This is a genomic window from Streptomyces sp. NPDC003032 (assembly GCF_053591415.1).
Genome location: NZ_JBSFTT010000018.1, coordinates 1 through 22,581, shown reverse-complemented (window position 1 = coordinate 22,581; position 22,581 = coordinate 1). Strand labels below are relative to the sequence as shown.

At 71.5% G+C, this 22,581-nt stretch carries 18 protein-coding genes and 4 pseudogenes; 19 read left to right on the top strand and 3 right to left on the bottom strand.

What is annotated here, in order from left to right:
* Positions 1-107: 107 nt before the first annotated feature.
* The 15 genes and pseudogenes from ACWDZ7_RS24415 to ACWDZ7_RS24345 form a co-directional block, all read left to right on the top strand.
* Entirely contained in the window at positions 108-875 is a 768-nt protein-coding gene (locus ACWDZ7_RS24415; protein ID WP_451799738.1) for an alpha/beta fold hydrolase, read from the top strand.
* Between the two features lie 268 nt (positions 876-1,143).
* Positions 1,144-1,953 (top strand): 2OG-Fe(II)-dependent halogenase WelO5 family protein, encoded by an 810-nt coding sequence (locus ACWDZ7_RS24410; protein WP_451799736.1) that lies wholly within the window; start codon positions 1,144-1,146, stop codon positions 1,951-1,953.
* A 55-nt stretch (positions 1,954-2,008) separates the two neighbouring features.
* Positions 2,009-6,301, top strand: coding sequence for an amino acid adenylation domain-containing protein (locus ACWDZ7_RS24405; protein ID WP_451799734.1), 4,293 nt, complete (start codon positions 2,009-2,011; stop codon positions 6,299-6,301).
* A gap of 91 nt (positions 6,302-6,392) precedes the next feature.
* Positions 6,393-7,154 (top strand): SDR family oxidoreductase, encoded by a 762-nt coding sequence (locus ACWDZ7_RS24400; RefSeq protein WP_451799732.1) that lies wholly within the window; start codon positions 6,393-6,395, stop codon positions 7,152-7,154.
* A gap of 11 nt (positions 7,155-7,165) precedes the next feature.
* Complete coding sequence (locus ACWDZ7_RS24395) at positions 7,166-7,939, top strand: SDR family NAD(P)-dependent oxidoreductase (RefSeq protein WP_451799731.1); 774 nt, start codon at positions 7,166-7,168, stop codon at positions 7,937-7,939.
* A 37-nt stretch (positions 7,940-7,976) separates the two neighbouring features.
* Positions 7,977-9,251 carry an ATP-grasp domain-containing protein gene (locus ACWDZ7_RS24390; protein WP_451799729.1) on the top strand — a complete coding sequence of 425 codons (1,275 nt, stop codon included), beginning with the start codon at positions 7,977-7,979 and terminating at the stop codon, positions 9,249-9,251.
* Positions 9,248-10,582, top strand: coding sequence for an ATP-grasp domain-containing protein (locus tag ACWDZ7_RS24385; protein WP_451799727.1), 1,335 nt, complete (start codon positions 9,248-9,250; stop codon positions 10,580-10,582). Before ACWDZ7_RS24390 ends, ACWDZ7_RS24385 begins: the two co-directional genes overlap by 4 nt.
* Entirely contained in the window at positions 10,579-11,277 is a 699-nt protein-coding gene (locus ACWDZ7_RS24380; protein ID WP_451799726.1) for an aspartyl/asparaginyl beta-hydroxylase domain-containing protein, read from the top strand. The genes ACWDZ7_RS24385 and ACWDZ7_RS24380 overlap by 4 nt, the downstream gene beginning before the upstream one ends.
* A 137-nt stretch (positions 11,278-11,414) precedes the next feature.
* Positions 11,415-12,518 (top strand): GNAT family N-acetyltransferase, encoded by a 1,104-nt coding sequence (locus tag ACWDZ7_RS24375; RefSeq protein ID WP_451799725.1) that lies wholly within the window; start codon positions 11,415-11,417, stop codon positions 12,516-12,518.
* 84 nt (positions 12,519-12,602) lie between these two features.
* Complete coding sequence (locus tag ACWDZ7_RS24370) at positions 12,603-13,838, top strand: MFS transporter (protein ID WP_451799724.1); 1,236 nt, start codon at positions 12,603-12,605, stop codon at positions 13,836-13,838.
* Between the two features lie 209 nt (positions 13,839-14,047).
* The gene (locus ACWDZ7_RS24365) at positions 14,048-15,484 is read left to right on the top strand and encodes an FG-GAP repeat protein (protein ID WP_451799722.1); all 1,437 of its coding nucleotides are present in this window, start codon (positions 14,048-14,050) and stop codon (positions 15,482-15,484) included.
* A gap of 59 nt (positions 15,485-15,543) precedes the next feature.
* Complete coding sequence (locus tag ACWDZ7_RS24360; RefSeq protein ID WP_451799720.1) at positions 15,544-17,013, top strand: FG-GAP and VCBS repeat-containing protein; 1,470 nt, start codon at positions 15,544-15,546, stop codon at positions 17,011-17,013.
* A gap of 65 nt (positions 17,014-17,078) precedes the next feature.
* Positions 17,079-17,309, top strand: a complete 231-nt coding sequence (locus tag ACWDZ7_RS24355; RefSeq protein ID WP_451799719.1) for an Imm21 family immunity protein — start codon at positions 17,079-17,081, stop codon at positions 17,307-17,309.
* Between the two features lie 88 nt (positions 17,310-17,397).
* Positions 17,398-17,620, top strand: a pseudogene (locus tag ACWDZ7_RS24350) (integrase core domain-containing protein); the annotation flags it as partial.
* A gap of 80 nt (positions 17,621-17,700) precedes the next feature.
* Positions 17,701-17,793, top strand: a pseudogene (locus ACWDZ7_RS24345) (IS21-like element helper ATPase IstB); the annotation flags it as partial.
* Here ACWDZ7_RS24345 and ACWDZ7_RS24340 read toward each other — a convergent pair.
* Positions 17,760-17,924: a hypothetical protein gene (locus ACWDZ7_RS24340; RefSeq protein ID WP_451799718.1), complete on the bottom strand. Its 165-nt coding sequence runs from the start codon at positions 17,922-17,924 to the stop codon at positions 17,760-17,762. The pseudogene ACWDZ7_RS24345 and the gene ACWDZ7_RS24340 sit on opposite strands and share 34 nt — an antisense overlap.
* An 8-nt stretch (positions 17,925-17,932) precedes the next feature.
* The gene (locus ACWDZ7_RS24335; protein WP_451799716.1) at positions 17,933-18,841 is read right to left on the bottom strand and encodes an NmrA/HSCARG family protein; all 909 of its coding nucleotides are present in this window, start codon (positions 18,839-18,841) and stop codon (positions 17,933-17,935) included.
* Between the two features lie 105 nt (positions 18,842-18,946).
* Between ACWDZ7_RS24335 and ACWDZ7_RS24330 the strand changes: the two genes are divergently transcribed.
* From ACWDZ7_RS24330 to ACWDZ7_RS24315, 4 genes and pseudogenes are all read left to right on the top strand, one after another.
* A complete protein-coding gene (locus tag ACWDZ7_RS24330; protein ID WP_451799715.1) occupies positions 18,947-19,513 on the top strand; it encodes a TetR/AcrR family transcriptional regulator in 567 nt (188 codons plus the stop codon).
* 153 nt (positions 19,514-19,666) lie between these two features.
* Positions 19,667-19,897 carry a hypothetical protein gene (locus ACWDZ7_RS24325; protein WP_451799713.1) on the top strand — a complete coding sequence of 77 codons (231 nt, stop codon included), beginning with the start codon at positions 19,667-19,669 and terminating at the stop codon, positions 19,895-19,897.
* Positions 19,898-20,550: 653 nt separating this feature from the next.
* Positions 20,551-21,102 (top strand): annotated as a pseudogene (locus ACWDZ7_RS24320) (transposase); the annotation flags it as partial.
* 85 nt (positions 21,103-21,187) lie between these two features.
* A complete protein-coding gene (locus ACWDZ7_RS24315; protein WP_451799712.1) occupies positions 21,188-21,376 on the top strand; it encodes a hypothetical protein in 189 nt (62 codons plus the stop codon).
* A 224-nt stretch (positions 21,377-21,600) separates the two neighbouring features.
* Here the strand turns inward: ACWDZ7_RS24315 and ACWDZ7_RS24310 are convergent.
* A pseudogene (locus ACWDZ7_RS24310) lies at positions 21,601-22,581 on the bottom strand (ABC transporter permease); the annotation flags it as partial.

The following is a 22,581-nucleotide window of genomic DNA, read 5'->3' as shown; positions in this document are numbered from 1 at the left end:
CATTTTCGCGGTCCCGCGTAAACCCGGTGCCCGCCTCGCGCAACTGACCAGTGAGGAAAGGCCGCGGTGCCTGTCACCGAACACAGAGCGGACCAGGAGGAGATGCGGTGCGACCGGTGGAAGTGCTGAGGTCGGGGGAGGGCCCGCCGGTGGTGCTCGTCCACGGTGACGTGCTCAGTGCGCGCACGGCGTGGGCCGCGCAGGAGGAGCTGGCCGGGCGCTACGCGCTGCGGCTGGTCAACAGACGCGGGTACGGCGGCAGTCCGCCCGTGGACGGGCAGGACTTCCTGGTCGACGCGCGGGACGTCGCCGACGCCCTGGAGGAGGGGGCGCACCTGGTGGGCCACTCCTTCGGGGCGGTGGCCGCACTGATCGCGGCCGGGCGCCACCCGGGCCGGGTGCGCTCGCTGACCGTCGTCGAGCCCCTCACCCTCACCCTCGTACGAGAGAGACCCGACGCCCGTGCGTTCATGCGCCGTTACGCGGAGATCAACGCGCGGTGCTATTCACCGGAATCCTTTCTGGAGGAATACCTCGTCCTGATCGGAACACCACCGGATTCCGTGGCTCCGGCCCTTCCCGCGACACTTCCGCCGGGAATGCGCAGGGCCGTGGTGACTCAGATGCGCGGAAAGCGCCCGTGGGAGGCGGAACTTCCGCTCAACGCGCTGCAACGCGCCGAATTCCCCCGGCTCGTGGTGTCCGGCGGGCACCACGACCTCTTCAGGGCCGCCGGTTCGGCCCTCGCCCGGAATATCGGCGCCGAGCACCTGGTGCTGCCCGGGGCGGGGCACGCCGTCCAGACCCTCGGGGCTCCGTTCAATGACGCCCTGACCCGACTGTGGCAGCCCCAGGCCGCGCTGACCTGCGGCTGACCACCCCTTCGTAGCCGTATATCCAGCCCTCCCTTTCGTGGGGAAGGGTTCATTCGGTGATCCCTGAAATCCCGTGAGGAGAAGCGGGGTTCGCCGGTCGGAATTCCCCCTTGACGGCAGGCCGAAAGCCCGCCTAGATTTCCGGCCGGTGGATATCTGATTCCACTCGTCGAAAGTCATGAACGCCCTGCGGACCCTTTCGGCCCGCCGCGCGGCAGTGAGCCCGGATCGAGCGCTCCTGCCGACTCTCAACCCGAGGAGCTTCTTCGTGAGCGTTACCACGCACGTCGTCCGTTCGTTGACGAACGAGATCGCCACCGAACTGACCGCCGAGACGCTGCTGAAGCTCGCCGACCGCGAGATCGGCGCCATCCACGTCAAGGGCTACTACCCGGTCGACATCGCCGAGAAGGTCGCCCAGAAGGCCATCAACCACCAGGCCCTCGGCAACTACCACAAGCAGCACACCAGCAGCGTCGGCCGCGTCTACATGCCGCACATCGACACCAAGTGGGACGCGGAACTCACGAACCAGTACCACGACCAGGCCCTCCCGGCCATCCAGGACGTGCGCTCCATGTTCCACCCCTACCTGTCGCCGGTGGACCGCGTCCGCCTGGAGCTGCAGGAGCTGTGGCCCGCGGGCGCCAACCTGATGCGGCTGCGCGGCCGGGCCTGCTTCGTCGGCGCCTTCCGCGTCTTCCAGCCGTCGACCTCCGAGTTCTACCCGCACAACGACGCCATCGACCAGGAGAGTGACGCCCCCGAGATCGAGGGCGTGCTCAACCAGCTGGTCGCCAACATCTACCTCCAGGTCCCGGACGAGGGCGGCGACCTGCAGCTGTGGCTGCGCGAGCCCACCGAGGACGAGACCCGCACGATCCTCGACGTCGAAGGCCTCGAACCGGACAGCGTCGAGCAGCCCGTCCACGTCATCCACCCCGAGGCGGGCGACCTCATCATCTTCAGCCCGCGCATGCTGCACGCCGTCACCTCCGGCGCCGGCAAGCACCGGGTCGGCGCCGCCGCCTTCATCGCCACCAAGGGCCCGCAGGAGCCGCTCGTCTTCTGGAGCTGATCCGGCCCGCCCGCCCCTCCTTCGACCGATCCGCCCACTCGCTAAGGACCAAGGCATGCTCCCGGCGCTGGTGCGCACGCACGCGAAGACTCACCCGAACCGAACGGCCGTCGCCGTCGGTCAGGACCGCCTGACCTACGCCGCGCTCGACGCGAGGGTGTCCCGGCTGACCCACCAGCTGCGCCGCCGGGGCATCGGCCGCGGCTCCCTCGTGGGCATCCACCTCGACCGCACCCCGGACGCGGTGGTCGCCCTGCTCGCCACCCTCGGCAGCGGCGCGGCGTACACGGTCGTCGAACCCACCGATCCGGTGGCGGAGGGGGCCGGGCGGCTCGCCACGGCCACCCCGGACCTCGCGGTCACCTCCCGGCGTTACGCGCACGACCTGCGCCGAGCCGGACTTCAGGTCCTCGACGTGCTCGAAGCCCTCGACGGCCCCGAGGTCCCCATCGACGACGGCGCCCCCGTCCGGGCGCCGCTCGCCGAACCCTCGCCCGAGGACATCGCGTACGTCCTCTACACCTCGGGCTCCACCGGCGTCCCCAAAGGCGTCCAGGTCACCCACGCCAACCTGCGGCACTACACCGAGGCGCTGCTCGACCGCCTCGACATCACCGGACCGCTGCACTACGCCCATGTCACCACCCTCGCCGCCGACCTCGGCAACACCTGCCTGTTCCTGGCCCTGTGGACCGGCGGCACCCTGCACCTCGTCGAGGACGCCATCCGCCGCGACCCGCTGGGCCTGATGCGCTACCTCCACACCGAGCGCGTCGACGTCCTCAAGACCACCCCCTCGCACTGGGGTGTCCTCTTCCCCGCCTTCGGACACGACGCGGACACCCGGCCCGCGCTGCGCCACCTGCTCCTCGGCGGCGAACTGCTCGGCCTCCCGCTGGCCCGCCGGGTGCTCGGTTCCGGAGTCACCCAGACCCTGGTCAACCACTACGGCCCCACCGAAGCCACCGTCGGCATCGCCGCGCACGTCCTGCGCGACGAGGCGGCGCTGGACCGGGCCGGCGCCGTCGACTCGGTGCCCGTGGGCACCGCCTTCGGCCGCACCCGGCTGTTCATCCGCACCCCCGACGGCCGCTTCCACGAACGCGACGCCATCGGCGAGCTGTACGTCACGGGACCCTCCGTCACCCCCGGCTACCGCGGCGACGAGCGGGCCACCGCCGCCGCCTACACCGACGACGTCGACGCCGCGTTCCCGGGGGCCGGGCGCGCCTACCGCACCGGCGACAAGGTGCGGGCCGACGCCGACGGCGTCCTCGAATTCCTGGGACGCGGCGACCGGCAGGTCAAGGTCGGCGGCTACCGCGTGGAGCTGGGCCACGTCGAGGCGGCCCTGCGCCGCCTGCCGCAGGTCACCGAGGCGGTGGCCCTGCACTTCCCCGCGGGCCGCCCCGCCCTCGTGGCCGCCGTCGTCGTCCGGGACGCCGACCCCGACCCAGCGGGCCTGCGCGAGGACGCGCGCGGCTGCCTGCCCGCGTACATGGTCCCCGAACGCGTCGAGGTCTTCGACGACTTCCCGCGCAACGCCAACGGCAAGACCGACCAGCGCGCGCTGCGCCACCTCGTACAGGAGCGGCTCGCCCGCCGCACCACGGGCGGCGACCGCACCCACGACGTCGACGACCCCGTCCTCGCCGAGGTGCTGGCCGTCTGGCGGCGCCACCTGGGGCACGGCGAGTTCGGACCGCACGACGACTTCCGCCTGGTGGGTGGCAGTTCCATCGACGCCATCCAGGTCATCGCCGACCTCCAGGCCCGCGGCCACCAGGTGTCGGCCGCGGCGTTCCTGGCCGAGCCGACGGCCGCGGCGCTCGCCGCGCGCATCACGGCGGGCGGGGCCACCGAGCAGCGCCCCGGTCCAGGGGCCGCCGGCCCGCGCGACGACGACCGTACGCTCTCCCCGGCCCAACGCTGGTTCTTCCAGCAGGACTTCACCGAGCCCGACCAGTGGAACCAGGCGCTTCTGCTCGACGTCGACGGCGGCGTACGGGCCGACGTCCTGGCGGCCGCCGTCGCCGACGTCGTCGCACTGCACCCGCTGCTGCACACCGCGTTCACGGGTACGGGCACCGAACGGCGCCGCGAAGTCGTCGCCCCGCCGGACGCCTGCACCACGTCCGTGCTGCCCGACGGCGAGGAAGCCGTCCAGCGCCATATCCGGCGGACCGCCGCCGACCGGCAGGCCGAGATCTCCCTGGCCACCGGCGCCGTCTTCAAGGCCCATCTGTTCCAGGGCGCCGCACAAGCCCACCTGCTGCTGCTCTGCCACCACCTGTGCGTGGACGCCGTGTCCTGGCGCATCGTCGTCAACGACCTCAGCCGCTGCTACACCGAACGGCTGTGCGGCAACACGCCCGCCACCGCGGCGGGCACCACCGGCTTCGGCGCATGGGCCACCCACCTGGCCGAGCACGCCCCCGCCCTGCGCGCCGACCTCGCCCACTGGGACGGCCTCGAACGGTACGCGCCCGTGCCGCGGGACCGAGGCGACCTGGAGGGCGACGCACAGGCCGTCTGGTTCCGCCTGAGCCGCGCCGAGACCGACGCCCTCTCCGGCTCCGAGGCCACGCAGGCAGGCACCCCGCCGCACGCGGCACTGCTCGCCGCGTTCGCCCAGGCCATGGCCGCCGACGAAGGCCGCGAGGAACTCCTCGTGGACGTCGAGAGCCACGGTCGCGCCACCTTCGACGAGACCCTCGACGTCTCCCGAGCCGTCGGCTGGTTCACCTCCACCTACCCGGTACGCGTCGCCGTGGTCGAGGGCGACGCCCCGGCCACCGCCAAGGCGGTGGCCGCCGCCCTCGACGAGGTGCCGCACCTCGGCGTGGCCTACGGCCTGCACGCCCAGCCGCACCGCGCCGACGTGTGCTTCAACTACCTGGGCGGCTTCGCCCTGCCCTACGGCGACGATCTGCGCCCCGCCCTGTCCCGGTACGCGGTCGGCCCGGTGCGGGGCGCCGCGAACGACCGCGGATACGGCCTGAAGCTCACGGCCCGCATCCACGACGGCCAGCTCGTCGCCGACCTGTCGTACGCGCGTGGCCGGCGCGACCCCGCACGGGTCCGCGCACTCGCCAGGTCGACCCGCGCGCACCTGCTCGCCTCGGCCGGACTCCCGCCCAGCGAGGGCCAGTTCGTCATGGAGGACGGCTCCAGCACCGGACTGCTCGCCCAGGTCCCGCGCGCCCTGCGCTGCGAGCCGCCCGCGGGCGCCACCCGCGCCCACGGCTCCGTCCTGCTCACCGGCGCCACCGGCTTCATCGGCGCCCACCTGCTGCACCTGCTGCTGACCCGCACCGACGGGCACGTGCACTGCCTGGTGCGCGGGGAGCACGCCCGCGCCGCCCGGGAGCGGCTGCGTGAGACGTACGCCTGGTACTGGCCCGGCGAGGACCTGGAGGGCCACGCGGGCCGCGTCACCGTCCACGCGGCCGACCTGGCCGAGCCAGGCCTCGGCCTGGACCCCGCGGCGTACACGAGGCTGTCCCGCGAGGTCGAGGCCGTCTACCACCTGGCAAGCGACACCCGCCTGTTCGGCGACCGCGCGTCCTTCGACCGGCAGAACACCGAGCCGGTGCGCGCCCTGATCCGCCTCGCGTCCGAGGGGCGGCCCAAGGACCTGCACTACGCGTCCACCCTCGCGGTCTGCGGCAGCGCCCCCGAGGGCGAGCCGACCGTGTTCTCCGAGGACAGCCTGAACATCGGCCAGCGGTTCCTCAACGAGTACGAGCGCAGCAAGTACGACGCCGAACGCCTCGTCCACGCCTTCGCGGCCCGCGGTGGTGGCGGCTTCGTATACCGTTCCGGCAACGTCTCCGGCCACTCGCGCACGGGGCGCTTCCAGCGCAACGGCGGCGACAACCGCCTGGTGCAGCTGCTGCGTGTCTGCGCACGTCTGGGCCGGGTGCCCGACCTGGGCGCGCGCACGCTGGCGCTGAGCCCGGTGGACACCGTCGCCGAGGGCATCCTGGAGATCTCCCGCAGCACCCGGGTGCGCGGCGGGACCTTCCACGTCGACACGCACCACGAGGTGACGTACGAGGAGGTCTTCGCCGCCCTGCGCGACCTCGGCTGCCCCCTGGAGGTGGACGAGGCACCGGAGTTCGGGCCGCTGTTCGCCCGGCACCTCGGCGACGGCGACGAGCAGATCGCCCTCGCGCACTTCTGGGCCGTCCGCCCCGAGCGCAACATCCGCTACGACCACACCCGCACCCGCAGGCTGCTCGCACAGCTCGGGGTGGAGTTCGCCCCGCTGGACCGGGCCTGGCTGCGCGCGTACTTCGGCGGGCTCGTGGAGCAGGGTCACATCCCGCTGGCCGTGCCCGCCTGAGGGCCGCCGGACCCCCTACCCGCATCCACCGGCAAGTAACGCAGCTCCACCGGCAAGTACCGCAGCAACAGCAGCAAGAGCAGGAGTCGACATGACTGAGGGACGTATCGCCGTCGTCACCGGGGCCTCCTCCGGGATCGGCCGCGCGGTGGCCACCACCTTCGCCCGCGGCGGCACCCGCGTGGTGGCCGCCGGCCGCGACGCCGGCCGGCTCGACGCCGTACGCGACGAGGCCGCGGGCGGGCCGGGGGCCGTGCTGGCCCACCCGGGGGACATGATCCGGCCCGCGTACACCGAGGAACTCCTCGCGGCGGCCGAGCGCGAGTGGGGCGCGCCGGCGGACGTCTTCGTCGCCTCCGCCGGACATGGTCTGCCGGGCACACTCCTGGGCTCCGACGCCGACCGCTGGCAGGAGCTCCTGGAGGCCAACGTCCTCGCCGTGATGCGTCAACTGCGCGCTGCCGGAGCCGAGTTCAAGAAGCAGGCCGAAGCCGACGGCGGCGCCAAGGTGCGGGACATCGTGGTCATCGGCTCCACCGTCGGACGCCAGGTGTCGGCCGCCAACCCGGTCTACGGCTCTACCAAGTTCGCCGTCCACTCCCTGGTGGAGGCGCTGCGCCAGGAGCTGTGCACCCACAACATCCGGGTCACCCTGATCGAGCCCGGGTTCGTGCGCTCCGGCTTCCAGGACGCCGCCGGGTACGACAGGGACTGGTTCGAGGCGGTCGCGCGGGAGAACGGGCCCCTGCTGGTGCCCGAGGACGTCGCCGAGGTCGTCGCCTTCGTGGTGGACCGTCCCACGCACGTCCACCTGGACGACATCAGGCTCCGCCCGACCCGCCAGAAGGCCTGAGGGAGCACGCTGTGAGCACATTCCTCGACGCCCTGTTCGGCCTGCGCGGACGCACGGCCGTGATCACCGGAGGCAGCTCGGGCATCGGCGAGTCCATCGCCCGTGCCCTGTGCGCGGCCGGAGCCGACGTGGTGCTGGTCGCACGGCGCACCGCACCGCTCAAGGACGCCGTCGCGCGGATGCCGACGGGGGGCGGTGCCGCGTCCTGGCTCGGTGCCGACCTCGGAGACCGCGCCGCGGCGCACCGGCTGGCCGACGAGATCGAGGAGCGTCACCCGGCCGTCGACATCCTCGTCAACTCGGCCGGGGTGAACATCCGGCCACCGCTGGAGGACCTGACGGACGACGAGTGGGACCGCACGCTGCGCACCAACCTGGACGCGCCGTTCGTCCTCGGTCAGCGGTTCGGGCCCGGCATGGCCGCACGCGGCTGGGGGCGCATCATCAACATCGCCTCCCAGCAGTCGGTGCGCGCGTTCGGCAACAGCGGGGCCTACGGCGTGTCCAAGGCGGGCCTCACCGCGCTCACCCGCTCCCAGGCCGAGGCCTGGTCGGCCCGTGGCGTGTGCGCCAACGCCATCGCCCCGGGGTTCGTGCACACCCCGCTCAACGAGGCGGTCTTCCGCGACCCGGTGCGCACCGAGGCGATGGCACGGCGCACCATGGCCGGCCGCAACGGCGTGCTGGACGACTTCACCGGCGCCGCCGTCTTCCTGGCCGGCGACGCCTCCGCGTACGTGACCGGCCAGACCCTGTTCGTCGACGGCGGTTTCTCCGTCACCTGACCCGCCACACCCCCAACCACCCTCGTGAGGAGCTCCGTTGTCCCAGAACAGACCGGTCGTGGTGCTGGTCGACGCCTACACCTCGGGAAAGTACCTTCCCCCTGAGTTCACCGCCCTGGGCGCGGATCTGGTGCACGTCCAGAGCACCCCCGAGTTCATGCCGTCGATGCCCGCGCCCGACCTCGGCGGCTACGCGGCCGCCCTGGTCCACGACGACCTGGAGAAGACCCTCGTACGGCTGGCCGAGTTCGCCCCGGTGGCCGTGCTCGCCGGTCAGGAACCCGGTGTCGTCCTCGCCGACCTGCTCTCGGAGCGGCTCGGACTGCCCACCAACGGCACCGGCCTGTCCGCCGCCCGCCGGGACAAGTACCTCATGGGGGAGGCCCTGCGGAGCGCGGGCCTGCACCGCGCCGAGCAGACCAAGGGCCGCGACCCCGACGCGCTGGTGGCCTGGGTACGCGACCTCGCGGACTTCCCCGTGGTCGTCAAGCCCCTCAACTCGGCCGCCGGTGACGGGGTGTTCATCTGCGCCGACGAGCAGGAGGTGCGGCAGGCCGCGGAGGAGATCCTGGGCACGCGCACGATCTACGGCGACACCAACGCCGAGGTCCTCGTCCAGTCCTATCTGCACGGCACCGAGTACGTGGTCGACATGGTCTCGTACGCCCGCCGGCGCTACGTGTGCGGCGTATGGGAGTACCAGAAGCGCCTGCTGCCCTCCGGCCGCAACATCTACGACCGCGAACGCCTGCTGGCCCCCGACGAGGGCCCCGCGCCGGAACTGACCGCCTACGTGGAGCGGGCCCTGGACGCCCTCGGCGTGCACTTCGGCCCCACCCACGCCGAGGTCATCGTCACCCCGGCGGGCCCGGCCCTGGTCGAGGTCGGCACCCGCATCGCCGGGAACATGCACCCCGGCTTCCACGACATCTGCGCGGGCGGCAACCAGGCGAGCCTCACGGCCCTGGCCTACCTGGCGCCCGCCCACTTCATGCGCGACTACGCGGGCCGGACGTACGACAGACTCCGCGAAGCCGTGTGCTGCACGACGTCCACCACCCTGTCGGGCGTCGTGGACAGCGTCGACGAGCAGGCCGTCAACGCGATCGCGGACCTGGAGACGGTGTCCCGCCTCGATCTGAAGATCGAGCCCGGGGGAGTGCTGCGCCCCACCGTGGACCTGTACTCCAGCACGATGCGGATCTTCATGGCCGGAACCTCCATGGACGCGATCGACCGCGACTGCGCGCGGATCGAGGACATCAAGGACCGGGTCTACCGGCTCCGCGACACGAGTGCGGGTGAGCGATGAGCAACGTCGTCGTCCCGGTCTTCCCCAACTCCGGCGTCCGGCCCTCCGACATCGCCCACGCGGCCCGGCGCTGCGGCCTCGCCCCGGTGTACGTGGCGCTCAGCGGCGCACTGGGCGCCGAGGAGCGCGCCGAGTACGAAGGCTTCGGACCGGTCCACGAGAGCGACGAGCACGACGTCGGCCCGCTCGTCGAGCGGCTGCGACGGTACGAGATCGCGGGCGTGACCACCTTCAGCGAAGGCCTGCTGCGCTTCACAGCCGCCCTCGCGCACTCCCTGGACCTGCCCCACCACGACCCCGATACGGCGGCCCGGCTCACCGACAAGGGCGCCCAGCGCCGCCGGCTCGCCGAGCGCGGCGTGGACGCCGTGTGGTCGGTACCCGTCACCAGCCGCGCCGAGGCGCTCGCCCTGCTCGCCCAGCGGCCGGGTCCGGTCGTCGTCAAGCCGGTGCGCGGCCAGAGCAGCATCGACACCCACTTCGTGCGCGACGCCGCCGACTTCCCCGCCGACGTGACGCCGACCGACGAACGTCCTTTCGTCGTCGAGGAGTTCCTGCCCGGACGCGACGAGGGCGACTTCGGCGACTACGTGTCCGTGGAGTCGCTCGTCGTCGAAGGAACGGCGCACACCATCGGCGTGACCGGCAAGTTCCCGCTGATGCCGCCGTTCCGCGAGCACGGCGGCTTCGTGCCCTCGCACCTGGGCCCGGACGAGAGCGCCCGGGTGGCACGGCTGGCCGGGGACGCGGCGCTCGCGCTCGGCATCCGCCGGGGCCTGGTGCACACCGAGATCAAGCTGACCCCGCGGGGCCCGCGCATCATCGAGGTCAACGGCCGCCTCGGCGGCTTCCTCGCCGACATGTACCAGCGCGCGCTCGGGGTCGACCTGCACGAGCTGGGCATCCGCGTCGCGTGCGGGCTGCCCGTCGAACCGACCGGCACGGCCGCCCGCACCGTCGAGTTCCAGTACTTCGGCCTCTCCCCGCTGCCCGGCGGCGTGCTGCGCGGCATCGACGGCGTGGACGCGCTGCTCGCGCAGCCGGGGATCGTCGGCCGCATCCAGCGGCTGAACGAGGGCGAGGCACTGCCCGCCCAGTCCACCTCCTTCTTCCTCGACATCCTGCGCGGCACCGCCCCGGACCACGCGGCGATGCTCGACACGATCGACCGCGGCCTGGCCCCCCTGCGCCTCACCTTCGAGGAGCCGGACGGCCGAACGAGCGTCTGGCAGGCGCGCCGAGGCGCGATGGAGCGCGTCGGACAGCCCACCGACGGCGGCGGGTCGGCGCCGCCTCCCCTCGCATCCCACACCACAGGAGTGACGCCATGAAGGGCTCCCCGTACCTCAACAACCCGCGCCTGCGCGACCTGTCCAACTGGGTCTTCCTGCGCAAGTCGGGCGGCCGCAACCGCCGCCGCGTCATCCCCGCGCACGCGGTCTTCCCCGAAGTGTGGGAGCTGGAGCGGAAGTTCCCCGAGCTCAAGGCCGAGGTCGACGCGCTGCTCGCCGCCCGCGAGATCCCCACGTACGGCACCTTCGACCCGACCCGGGCGGCCCAGGTGTCGGAGGAGTGGCGGCTCTACTACGCGTACATGTTCGGCAACACCAACGAGCTGGCGAAGAAGGACCTGCCGACGCTGCTGTCCTTCGCCCAGTCCACGCCGAACGTCGTCAACGCGTTCGTCTCCATCCTGGAACCGGGCGTCACCCTGCCCGCGCACCAGGACCCGTACGCCGGAATTCTCCGCTACCACCTGGGCGTCCAGGTGCCCACGGACAACCCGCCGCGCATCCGCCTCGCCGACGAGTACTACCAGTGGAAGGAGGGCGAGGGCGTCGTCCTCGACGTCTCCCTGGAGCACGAGGTGATCAACGAGAGCGAGCAGCCGCGAGTCGTGGTGATCATCGACTTCCGCCGTCCCATGGGCCCGCTCGCCGGACTGCTCAACCGCTACTGCCTGTGGCAGAAGCGCAAATTCGCGCCGCAGTTCGTCGAGGCGTCGAAGTACGACGTCATGCACTGACCGCACCGCCCCCACGCGCGTCGTGCCGCAACCCGCCCGACCCTGCCGGGGCCGGGGCCCTCGCCCCGGCCCCGGCCCCGGCGCCCTCGCCCCGGCCCGCGTGGCCACCCGAGAAGGACGACCCGCCTGTGCCCACCATGACGACGACCGTACGGCTGCCCGAGGGGGTCCTGGCCGTCCACCGCGCCGCGGACCTGCCGCGCGCGGGATGGGACGCCCTGGCAGGGCCGTACGACGTGTTCCTCACCTGCCGCTGGCTCGACGTCGTCGAGGCCACCGCGGGGGTGCCCATGACCTACCTCTGGGTCGAACGCGACGGCCGGCCCGTGGCGGGCCTGGCCACCGCCAGGGCCACCACCTCCGTGCCGTGGGCGCTCGGCCGCCCCGACGTCGTCCTGCGCAACAGCGCCGAGGCCGAACTGCCCGGCGCGGCGGCGCTGTTGGCGTCACTCGACGCCGACCCCTCGGAGGCGCTGATGCCCGCGCTCGTCGCGGGGGGCCGCCACGTCGGCAGCACCCGGGTGCTGTGCTCCGCCGACGCGACCGGCGCCGACGTGGAGTCCCTGGTCGCCGCGGCCGAGGCACTCGCCCGCGCCGCCGGGCTCGCCTCGGTGTGCTTCCTGTACCTCGACGAGAGGGACGCCTCGCTCACCCGCACCCTCGCCACCCGCGGCTACACCTCGTACACCACCGGCCGCTACAGCACCCTGCACGTCCCCGACGACGGCGGCTTCGACGCCTACCTCGCCGCCCTGCCCCGCAAACGCCGGGTGTCCATCGCCTCCGAACGGCGCCGCATCCGCGAGTCCGGCCTGCGGGTGCGGCTCACGTCCCTCGACGAGGCCGACCTCGGCCGGTGCGCCGACCTCGAGTCGGGGCTGCTCGCCAAGTACGGCATCGACATCCGCCCCGAGCAGGTGCTCGCACAGATCCACCAGGTCCGGGACGTCTTCGGCGACGACGCCTTCGCCGTGGTCGCCGAGGCGGACGGCGAGGTACGCGGCTTCGGGCTGATCCTGCGCCACGGCGACCACTGGTACGCACGCCAGACCGGCTACGACTACGCCTACCAGGAGCGCACCGGGCTCGCCCTGTACTTCGAGGTCCTCTACTACCGGCTGGTCGAGGAGGCCGCGGCGGCCGGGGTCCGCACCCTGCACTACGGGCTCGGCAGCGAGCAGGCCAAGCGCTCCCGCGGCTGCGTCGCGACCGAGCAGCGCTGCCACGTCCTGCGCCTGTGACCCGGGCGCGCCGCCCCGTACCCGCCCCCGTCGTACCACCGCTCACCCCTCACCCCTCACCACCCACCGAAGGGTCGCACCGCCATGACATCCACCGCAGTCAAGGACACCGCGCCTGCGGCCCCGATGCTGCCGCGCGGGCCAGGCGTCGTGTGGTTCGGCCTGTCCGAACTCGTCAAGGCGCTGGGAACCGGCTTCTTCTACCCCTTCTCACTGCTGTTCTTCACCGAACTGTCCGGCCAGTCCCTGCGCTCCGTCGGCCTCGTCCTGACCGTCACCGCGCTCGCTGTGCTCCCGGTCCTCTTCGCGGTCGGCCGCCTGGTGGACCGGATGGGCCCGAAACCCGTGCTCATCGCCGCCGCCGTGCTGCGCGTGCTGTGCTTCGTGGGCGTGGTCACCTTCCGGGGCCTGGTCCCCCTGGTGGTGTGCACGCTGCTGCTGGCCCTCGGCAACCGTGCCGAGCAGGCCGCCGGCCCCGTGCTCGCCATTCGCCTCGCGCCGCCCGGACAGAGCGGGCGCTGGCTGGCCCTCGTACGGGTCTCCTTCAACGCGGGCATCGGCGGCGGCGCGCTCCTTGCGAGCCTGTTCGTCGTCGACACCGCGTCCGGCTTCGTCCTGCTCGGCGTCATCAACGCGGCCGGTTTCGTGCTCAACGCCCTGCTCTACCTCGGTGTCCCGCCCGGACGCCCGGCCGACCCCGCCCCGGCCCGCCGACTACGCGGCGGCGCTGACGGGCCGTGGCGCAACCTGGCGTTCCTGCGGGTGGCGGGCGCCAACGCGCTCCTGCTGACGGCGATGCTGGCGGTGGAGAGCGCGATGCCCGTGTTCGTGCTGCGCGAACTGCGCATGCCCCCCTGGACGGTGGGCCTGCTGTTCGCGGTCAACACCGCGCTGCTCACCGTGCTCCAACTACCGCTCAGCCGCTTCCTGGAACGTTTCCCGCACCGCCCGGTCCTGGCACTCGGCGGATTGTCGTACGTCGCGCTGTACGCGGCGGCCCTGCTGGCGGAGCCCCTGTCGCAGGGCGCGCGGGTGGCCGTCATGGTCATCGGAATGACCGTGTACACACTGGGCGAACTGGCCGTGTCCCAGGCGGCGATGCTGATGCTGACCGGCATACCGCCCGAGCGCGAGCGCGGCTCGTACATGGCGTTCAACCAGCTGTTCGCCGGGGGCGCCACCGCGCTGGCGCCCCTGCTCGTCGCCCTGCTGCTGGCCAGCAGGCCCGACGCGCTGTGGTGGGTGCTCGGCGCCTGCAGCGTGTGCGCCGCGATCCTGGCGGTGACGGGACGGCCCGCGAAGATGAAGATGCCTTTGTAGTGTGACCGAGCCGCATGGCCTGGCCACCACCACATGGTGCCGCTGCCCGCTTCCATAGTGGCCAGGAGACGCCCGCCCCTCAGAACGCGCGCCGAAGCACGTCGCGTCCACCGGGTGATTACCTCCGCACAACCATTCGTACGCCTCGCGAGTCACACGCCGGGAAGCCCTTCTCCCTCATTTCTTCCTTTGACCACCGGAGTTCGACCGTGCGAGTACGTACCCTGGCCGCCACCGCCGTCGTAGCGGCACTCACCGCCGCCGGTCTGACCCTGCCGCTCGCCGGGAGCGCCGCGGCTGCCACGACTCCGCGGTTCGACTTCAACGGCGACGGATACGCGGACATCGCCGTCGGCATGCCCAACGCCACGGTGGACGGCAAGGCCAAGGCGGGCTACGTCAGCGTGATCTACGGCGGCCCGCAGAGCCCGAGCCATTCCAGCGGTGTCATCAGCCAGGCCGAGGCCGGCATACCCGGCACACCCGAGGCGGGCGACCGCTTCGGCTCCTCCGTGGCACCCGTCGACGTGAACGGCGACGGAGTCTTCGAACTGGTCGTCGGCGCGAGCGGCGAGTCACTCACCTCCGACCAGCTCAGGGACGAGGGCACCATCACCGTCCTGGACGGCTCCGAGTGGAACGTCAAGGGCACCACCGTGGCCAGGGGCGCGGACGAGTTCAGCGGCATCGGCCACTCCATCGCCACGGGCGACTACGACGGCGACGGCGACACGGACCTCGCGTACGGCGAGAACGGCGAGGAGGGCGGCGCGCTCCGGTTCCGCCCGGGCCCGCTCACCGCCGACCCGGTGACCCCCACCACCCTGCGCGGTTACGGCATGGGTGGCAGCACCCGTGACCTGGCCACCGGCGACTTCGACGGTGACGGCCGGGACGACCTCGCCACCACCTGGCAGGCCATGGAGGACTCCGGCACCTTCATCACGCGCTGGGACGACCAGGCCAAGCCCGGCCAGTGGTGGGCCGATGCCGACCGCGGCAGCGCGCTGGCCGCCGCCGACTTCGACCGGGACGGCACGGACGACCTGGCGGTCGGCCTCGTACAGCCCGACCCCGAGTCGCAGACCACGCACTGCGAGGACCGTCTGGGCGGTGCGGTGCTCCTGCTCAAGGGATCGAAGACCACACACTTCGGCACCGAGAACGAGTGCGTCACCCAGTCGAGTCCCGAGGTCGGCGGCGCCGCCGAAGAGGGTGACGACTTCGGCGCCGCGCTGGCCGCGGGTGATCTGAACGGCGACAGCCGTCCGGAACTGGTGGTCGGAGTGCCCGGCGAAGACGTGGGCAGCGTGAAGGACGCGGGCGGATACGTCGTCATGAACGGCACGGAGCACGGCCTTTACGGTGGTCCGGCCCGCAGTCAGAGCACCCCGAACATGCCCGGCACGGCGGAGGCCGACGACCGCTTCGGTGCCCAGGTGGCCGTCGGCGACTACAACCGCGACGGGCTGTGGGACACCGCGGTGAGCGCACCGGGGGAGAACGCCGGTGAGCCCAGGTCAGGCGGCGTCTGGTTCGCGCCGAGCAGCACCCAGGAGATGTACCCGCTGGGCAAGTCGCTGACCCCGTTCGGCTTCGCGCTGCCCCACGGGGCCATCAAGTACGGCGAAGTGCTGGGGCTTTAGCCATCCGTTCGCCCTCCAGCACGTGAACTGGCCTTCCTACTTTGAGATGTGGAGTACCTGTGCGCAGTAAGAGACTTTCGGCTGCCCTGCTCGGAGCCGTCACCGTCCTCGTACCGGCGGGGTTGGCCCCGACGGCGGCCGCGGCGCCGGCGGCCGTCCAGGGACCGGACTTCAATGGTGACGGGTACGCGGACGCCGTGGTCGGCGTCTATCGAGGTGACATCGACGGCAAGAAGTCCGCGGGCTATCTGCACGTGCTCTACGGCGGATCGAGCGGGGCCGGCACCTCCACCGCCTCTGTCAGCCAGGACAGCCCCGGCGTCCCCGGCACCAGCGAGGACAACGACTCGTTCGGCAGTTCCGTCGTGACGGCCGACGTGGACCGCGACGGCTTCACCGACGTCGTCGTCGGGGCGCCGGGCGAGGATGTCGGCAGCGGCCCCGCGACGGGCCACGGCTCGGTGGTCGTCCTGTATGGCTCGCCCAGTGGCGCCTTCGAGCGAGGCAGGACGATCGCGCAGGGCTCGGCGGGCAGTGGTGCCGGGGCCTCACTCGCCGCGGGCGACTTCACCCAGGACGGCGCCGTGGACGTGGCGGTCGGCCTGCCCCACGGGGAGTTCGGGGAGGTCACCCTGCGGCCGGGCCCGCTCACCGAGGACAAGCCGCTGACGCACCTGCTCCACACCGGCTACGGCGGCACCTCGGGCAGGTTGGCGGCCGGGGACTTCGACGGGAACGGCAAGACCGAACTGGCCATCTCCGCTTACTCCAACGACTACTCGCGCACCGCCCTGTGGCGCTGGAACGGTTCGGCGCTTCAGGAGTACTGGAAGTCCCCGGCCACCGGCTACGGCATAGCCGCGGGCGACTTCGACGGCGACGGAGTGGACGACTTGGCCCTTGGGCACTGCCTGATCATCGCCGAGGCCGACCGGCCCACCGGGGCGTGCGGCCCCGACGGACTGGCCAAGGGCGGCAAGGTGCGGGTCCTCTACGGAGACGAGAGCGCCGAGGGCTTCGGCACCCGCAACCACACGTTCAGTCAGGACACTCCGGGCGTCGCGGGCACGGCGGAGGAAGCGGACAACTTCGGCATCAAGCTGGCCGCGGGAGATCTCACCGGGGACGGCCGGGACGACCTGGTGGCGGGCACGCCCGCCGAGGCCGTCGGGACGGCGGACCGGGCCGGTTCGGCGACCGTGCTGACCTCGGGCCCCGACGGCCTGCTCGACGCCTCGGGCACCGCCACGTCGGCGGCCTGGCACCAGGACTCCCCCGGGGTCCCGGGGGCACCGGAGGTCAACGACGAGTTCGGCTCGGCGCTGGCCCTCGGGGACTACGACGGGGACGGGGACGGGGATGTCACGGTCGGCGTCTACAACGAGAACAGCACGGAGTACGAGCAGAACGGCACCACGGGTGGTGTCTGGACCCTCCCGAACGGCGCCGGGGCAGGCTCCAAGGCGCTGACGGCACGGCTGTTCGGGCTGCGCGGGGCGCTGTACTACGGGCAGGTACTCGGGCGCTGAGACTCCGGTGACGCGGGGGGCGTACCACTTGAGCCCACGAAAGGCCAGGCTGGCTGTCGACCTCCGTGAACGCCTGGGCGGATGCACGGACGACGGTTCGTTCCGTCCTCGGCGATGCCGATGGCCGTGATGACTATGACCGCGCCTGCGAGGTGGAGGACTTGGCCGGAGTGATCCCCTTGACCTCGCAGGCCTCCGCGCTCGTTCTCGCCGATGAACCCGCGACGACCGGCTTTCTGCCGGAGAAGCTGCTGTTCGTGCGGTGCTGTGGACCACCGCCGGTCCAGCGGTACTGATGGACCCGGCGGTAGCGGGCTGCGATCTGACGCCTGGGGCTACACCAAGAACACCTGGCGCGACACCTGCCGCGACCTAGGCATCAGCCCCCGCTGGACCATGCCCTGGCGGCCGCGGACCAACGGCAAGGTCGACTGCCTTCACCGCACCCTGCTCGACGAGTGGGCCTACCACCGGCTCTACGCCTCAGACACCGAACGGCAGACGGCGTTTCCCGACTGGGCTGGACTGGTACAACTACCACCGACCCCACACCGGCATCGGCGGCCAACCACCAGCCAGGCGCGTCACCAACCAGTTATCAGGCGAAGGCCGCGGACCGGGCCAACGCCAGGGGCGCCAAAGCCGGGTACGTGTACCTGCACTCAGCCGTGGACGGTCACACCCCGAGCGGTGAAGGAGCAGGCGACCTACCGCGGCTTCCTCGCCGAGCTCCTGATGGCCGAGTGCTACGACCGGGCCCGCCGCCGCTCGGAACGCAGGCCGGGCAGGAAGCCGGTGGAGTTCACGCCTTTCCTGTTCCGTGCTCCGCGGGCGCGGAAGGTGAGCCCGAGGAAGGTGAACGACGTGTGCTCGTAGGAACCGCGCCATGAGCAGGCGACCGCGCTGCTCATCGGACCACCTATGCCGTCGTGAGGTGTGCGCGCGCCCAGTCGGTGAACGGGGTCAGCGGGATGCCCAACGCCTGGGCGTACTCGGGGCGGGCCGGCTGGCCGACGAGGTTGTTCCAGTCGTGTCCGGCTCCCCAGCCCGGCATGCCCGCCGCGAGTGCTTCCTCAAGGCCCATCGTCGGGGCGGTCACCGGCACACCCCACACTTCCGCGAGGACCTGCGCGATCTGCTTCATGGTGAGCCGGTCGCCCGCCAGTTCCAGCTCGACCTCATGGAAGCGGTCCGGGTCATCGATGGCGTGGGCGGCTGCCGCGCCGATGTCTTCGCCCGCGACCAGGGCCAGCTCCGTGTCCGGCTTCACGATGGTCGCCAGACCGCCTTCGGGCCCGTGGGGCGTGAGTGCGTGGAGGTTCTCCATGAAGAACGCGGGCTTGATCACGGTCCAGCGCGGGAAGCCCGCACGGCGTACCGCGTCCAGGATCGCCTGCTTCGTCTCGAAGTACGGCTGCATGGGCGTCCAGCGGCCTTCGTCCCAGCCGGGAGCCTTCGTGTGTGCGCCGACCCCGCTGGTGGAGGACTGCACGAACTGGCCCACGCCCGCCCGCCGGGCTGCCTCGATCAGGTTGGTGGCCTGCGCGAGTTCCCCGGCGAAGTCGAAGCCTTCGTCCGTGAACGGCGGCCTCTGCACCGAGAACACCGCACGGACGCCCTGGAGGGCCCGGGCCAGCGAGCCCGGGTCGGTCAGATCACCGGTGATCAGTTCGGCCCCCAGGGCCTGGATGGCTTTCGCTCCGTCCCGGTGCGGGTCACGGACCAGTGCCCGGACGGGCTTCTGGGCGGCGAGCAGGGCCCGGACGGTCGCGCCGCCCTGATGACCCGTGCCGCCGGACACCAGGACAGGAGCAGGAGTTACAGGCATCGTCGGGTCTCCTCCACGTCTCGGGCAACATAAGCGGCGGGGGCCGCCACTTTGCCTTCCGCTACGATATGGCGGGGCCCGCCACTTAGCAAGCAAGGGGGAATCATGCCCGGTCAGCGCTCGGACGCACGCCGCAACTACGCCCGCATCCTCGAAGTCGCCGAAGCGGAAGTGGCAGCCCGCGGCACAGGAGCCTCCCTCGAACAGATCGCCCGCACCGCGGGCGTCGGCTCGGCGACCGTGCGCCGGCACTTCCCCACCCGCCAGGCGCTGCTCGAAGCCGTCTTCCACGAGCGCATCCAGACGCTGGCCGAAGAGGCGCGTGCCGGCAGTGACGCGCAGGACAGCCGTGCGGCACTGCTCGCCTGGATGCACGATCTCCTCGCCTACGCCGTCTCCGCGCGGGGACTCGCCGACGCCCTCACCTACGAACCACCGACCCCGGACAGCGCCCCGGACTCCTGCACCGCCACCCTGGAAGCCGCGGGCACCCCGCTCCTCCGCCGCGCCATCGACGACGGAGCCGTCCGAAACGACTTCACCTTCCGCGACCTGATCACCCTGACCGTCGGTATCGCCCTGGCCACCGAGCACCAGGCCACCCCCCTCACCCACGCCAACCACCTTCTCCAGCTCACCATCCAGGGAGTGAGCCCAGGCCCTATCGGCTGACCAGGCCCGCACCGATCGGCACGCAACACAGCACTGCTCGCTCCCCTCGGGACAGGCGGCTGAGGTCCGGGCACCCTCCTGCTGCATCCCGTTGTCGTCAGACGATGGCACCCTCAAGTGACCAACGCATCCCCCACAGGTGATCATGCGATCGTGGAGGCACAGGTGGGGCACCGATGCAACACGACCGCCGGTTCGGGGGTCAGCATCTCCGCGACCCTATCGGCCGACGCCGCCCCTCAACCCAAGGACGACGACGGCGACGCCATCAGCTGGGACGACAACCCCAACTGGTGGCGGTTCAACGAGAGCTCGGTCCCCAGTTACCTGGACGCCCAGACCGTACGCGAGGAAGTCCGAGAAGCCGCTGAGAACATCGACTAGGGCGCAACAACTGCGGCCTGGCCGAGGATCTCGACTCCAATGACATCCAGTACCGCGGAGACACCACGCGGCAGCCCGACATCGGAGGAAGCGGAACCCAGTGCGGTGATCGCGACGGCCGGAGCGTCGTGGCCTTCGGGACGATTTCGACTGACTCGCTGGCTGTCGCCTGACCCACGAGTTCGGCCACGCCTCTGGCTTGGCCCACGTACCTGACGGCCACGAGAACCTCACCATGGCACCCGACACACGTCCATGCACCAACGATTGGAGCTACATCGGAAAGGGAGACTGGCTCGGGCTCGAAGAGCTGGAAAGCACTGACAGGTAACAGGAAAATCTGGTGAGCTGTCTCCCTGCCCTCCCTGAGCAGGCCACTCTTCAGCCTCGTGGGGACTGGAATACAGGTTGCTCGTTCCTCCCTCGGGAAGAACGAGGAACCTATCAATGATGACTTATGCCGCAGGGCCTGCCCGAACGTGAACCACTGCCCATCGGCAACCGACATCACGGCTTCAAGGTCAGTAGCGGTAGTTCGTTAAATCCGGTGGTCGTGTGGGTTGACGGCGGTGCAGGTCCGTCTGGGACAGCGGCCGTTCTTCCTGTCCGAGTCCCCCTGAGAGGCCGAGCAGGTCAACGACCGGCGGCTTGAACTGCTGCGCCAGCAGCCGGCGACGGCTCCGCACGAGGGCGGGGTCATCGAGATCGACGACTCCGGGGACCGCAAGAACGGCACGGCCACCGCCCACGTGGGCCGGCAGTGGCTGGGCCGGTCGGGCAAGACCGACGACGGCATCGTCACCGTGAGCACGGTGTGGAGCGACGGCCGCGTCTACTACCCGCTGCACGCCACTGCCGACACCCCCGCCCACCATTTCGCCCGCGCCCGGTCCGACCAGGCCTTCCGCACGAAACCGCAGCTGGCCGCTGCTCTGGCGGTCCGCGAGAAGGAGGCGGGCTTCGGCTGCCGGGCAGTGGTCGCCGACTGCGCCTACTCCGTCAGTGACAACTGGTACCTGGCACTGCGGGCGGCCGGCCTGGCCTACGTGGTAGCTCTCAGACCGCATCGCGGCACCTGGGCGCCGGCCGGCCAGCCGCACACCCCCGACGGCGCCGCACACGCCATGACCTGGAAGTACGCCGACCATACCGGCGACTGGACACCTGTAAAGCGTCACCGGCGACTGGACACCTGTAAAGCGTCATTTCCGCGACGGACACACCCAGACCTGGTGGGCCGCCGATGCCCCACTGGGCGGTCATGGCCCCCACTCACCCTGCCGACCGGTCGTGGCCACCAGCCCGCACCCGTCGGCCGAACTCGCCGAGACCGTCCGTCTTTACGGCCTGCGGCCGTGGATCGAGCAGAGCTACAAGCAGGTCAAGGACGAACTCGGCTGGTCCGACTTCCACGTCCGCTTCGACCGCGCCATCCACCGCCACCAGACCCTGGTCAACTGCGCCTTCTCCTTCTGCTGAGACCAGTGGTTCGCCTCACCAGGCCCCGTGGATGCCACCGGGCCGGACCCGTGTCCCACCGAGGGGCCAGAGAGGGGGCCCGCCCCCGTCCCACCAGCACCAACAGCCCTGCTTGCCCCAGGGCCTTGCAGGCGATCCGCTCCTGGCTCGACCCCCCGGTCACCCTCAGCCGATGGTGGCGAGCCTGAACAGAGACCTCTACCACCGGATTCAACGAACTACCGTTAGTCGCGGCGGATCAGTTCGGGATTGATGTGACGTCCGACCAGGGGCAGCGTGCCAAGCACCGCCACGATCAGGACGGCGAGCGCGGCCAGGGCGAGCAGGGGGATGCCCGCCCCGTCCCAGAGGACCTCTCCGCCGCCTGTGACGAGGTATGAGGACTCGGCCAGCTTTCCCGCGACCAGCGCGAGGACCAGGCCGAGGGCCAGGGGCAGAACCACCTGGGCGCACTGGACGAGCCGCAGCGTACGTGGCCTGGCTCCGATGAGGGAGAGGGCGGTGACCTGCGCACGGCGCTCTACCGCACGGTCGGTGACGGAGACCAGGAAGGCGGCGACGCCGATCACCAAGCCCATGATCATGCCGACGGCGAGCAGAGTCTCGATGACGGTGATCTGCTGAAGCGCGTCGATGTTGATGCCGACGGGGTCGACATCGGCGGTGGGCACGATGGCGCCGATGCGGTCGAGCACCGTTCTGACGGTCTCGGGGTCGGACGCGCTGGCGAGGATCAGGCTGCCGGCCGCGGGGAGGGCACCGGGCGGCAGCTTGGACGGCGGGTAAAGGACGGGCGCGTCGACAGAGGTGATGTCGTATCCGGAGTACAGGGCCTGCCGACGCGGCACGTAGACCTCCACGGACGTCCGGCGGTCACCCTGCCGCAGGTGGACGGTGGAGGGGGCGACGGGCTCCTCGGTGACCGCGGGGTCGGTGAGGCGGAGCGGCGTGCCGTCCACGCAGCCCTCCAGACGGCGCACCATCTTCGCGAGCTGGCCGCAGGTCGCGACCAGGGCACGTGCGGGAATGCGCGGGCCCTCTTCCTTGGGGTCGAAGGGCGGTTCCATCACCATCGCGTGTGCGCGCAACTCCGGGATGTCGCGGAGCCTGTTCTGCTGGTCCTTGCTGAGGCCCGACAGGGACAGGCCGTACTCCTGGGAGGGTGAACTGGGCCGCAGGATCTGGTCCTCCTCGACGAGGACGCC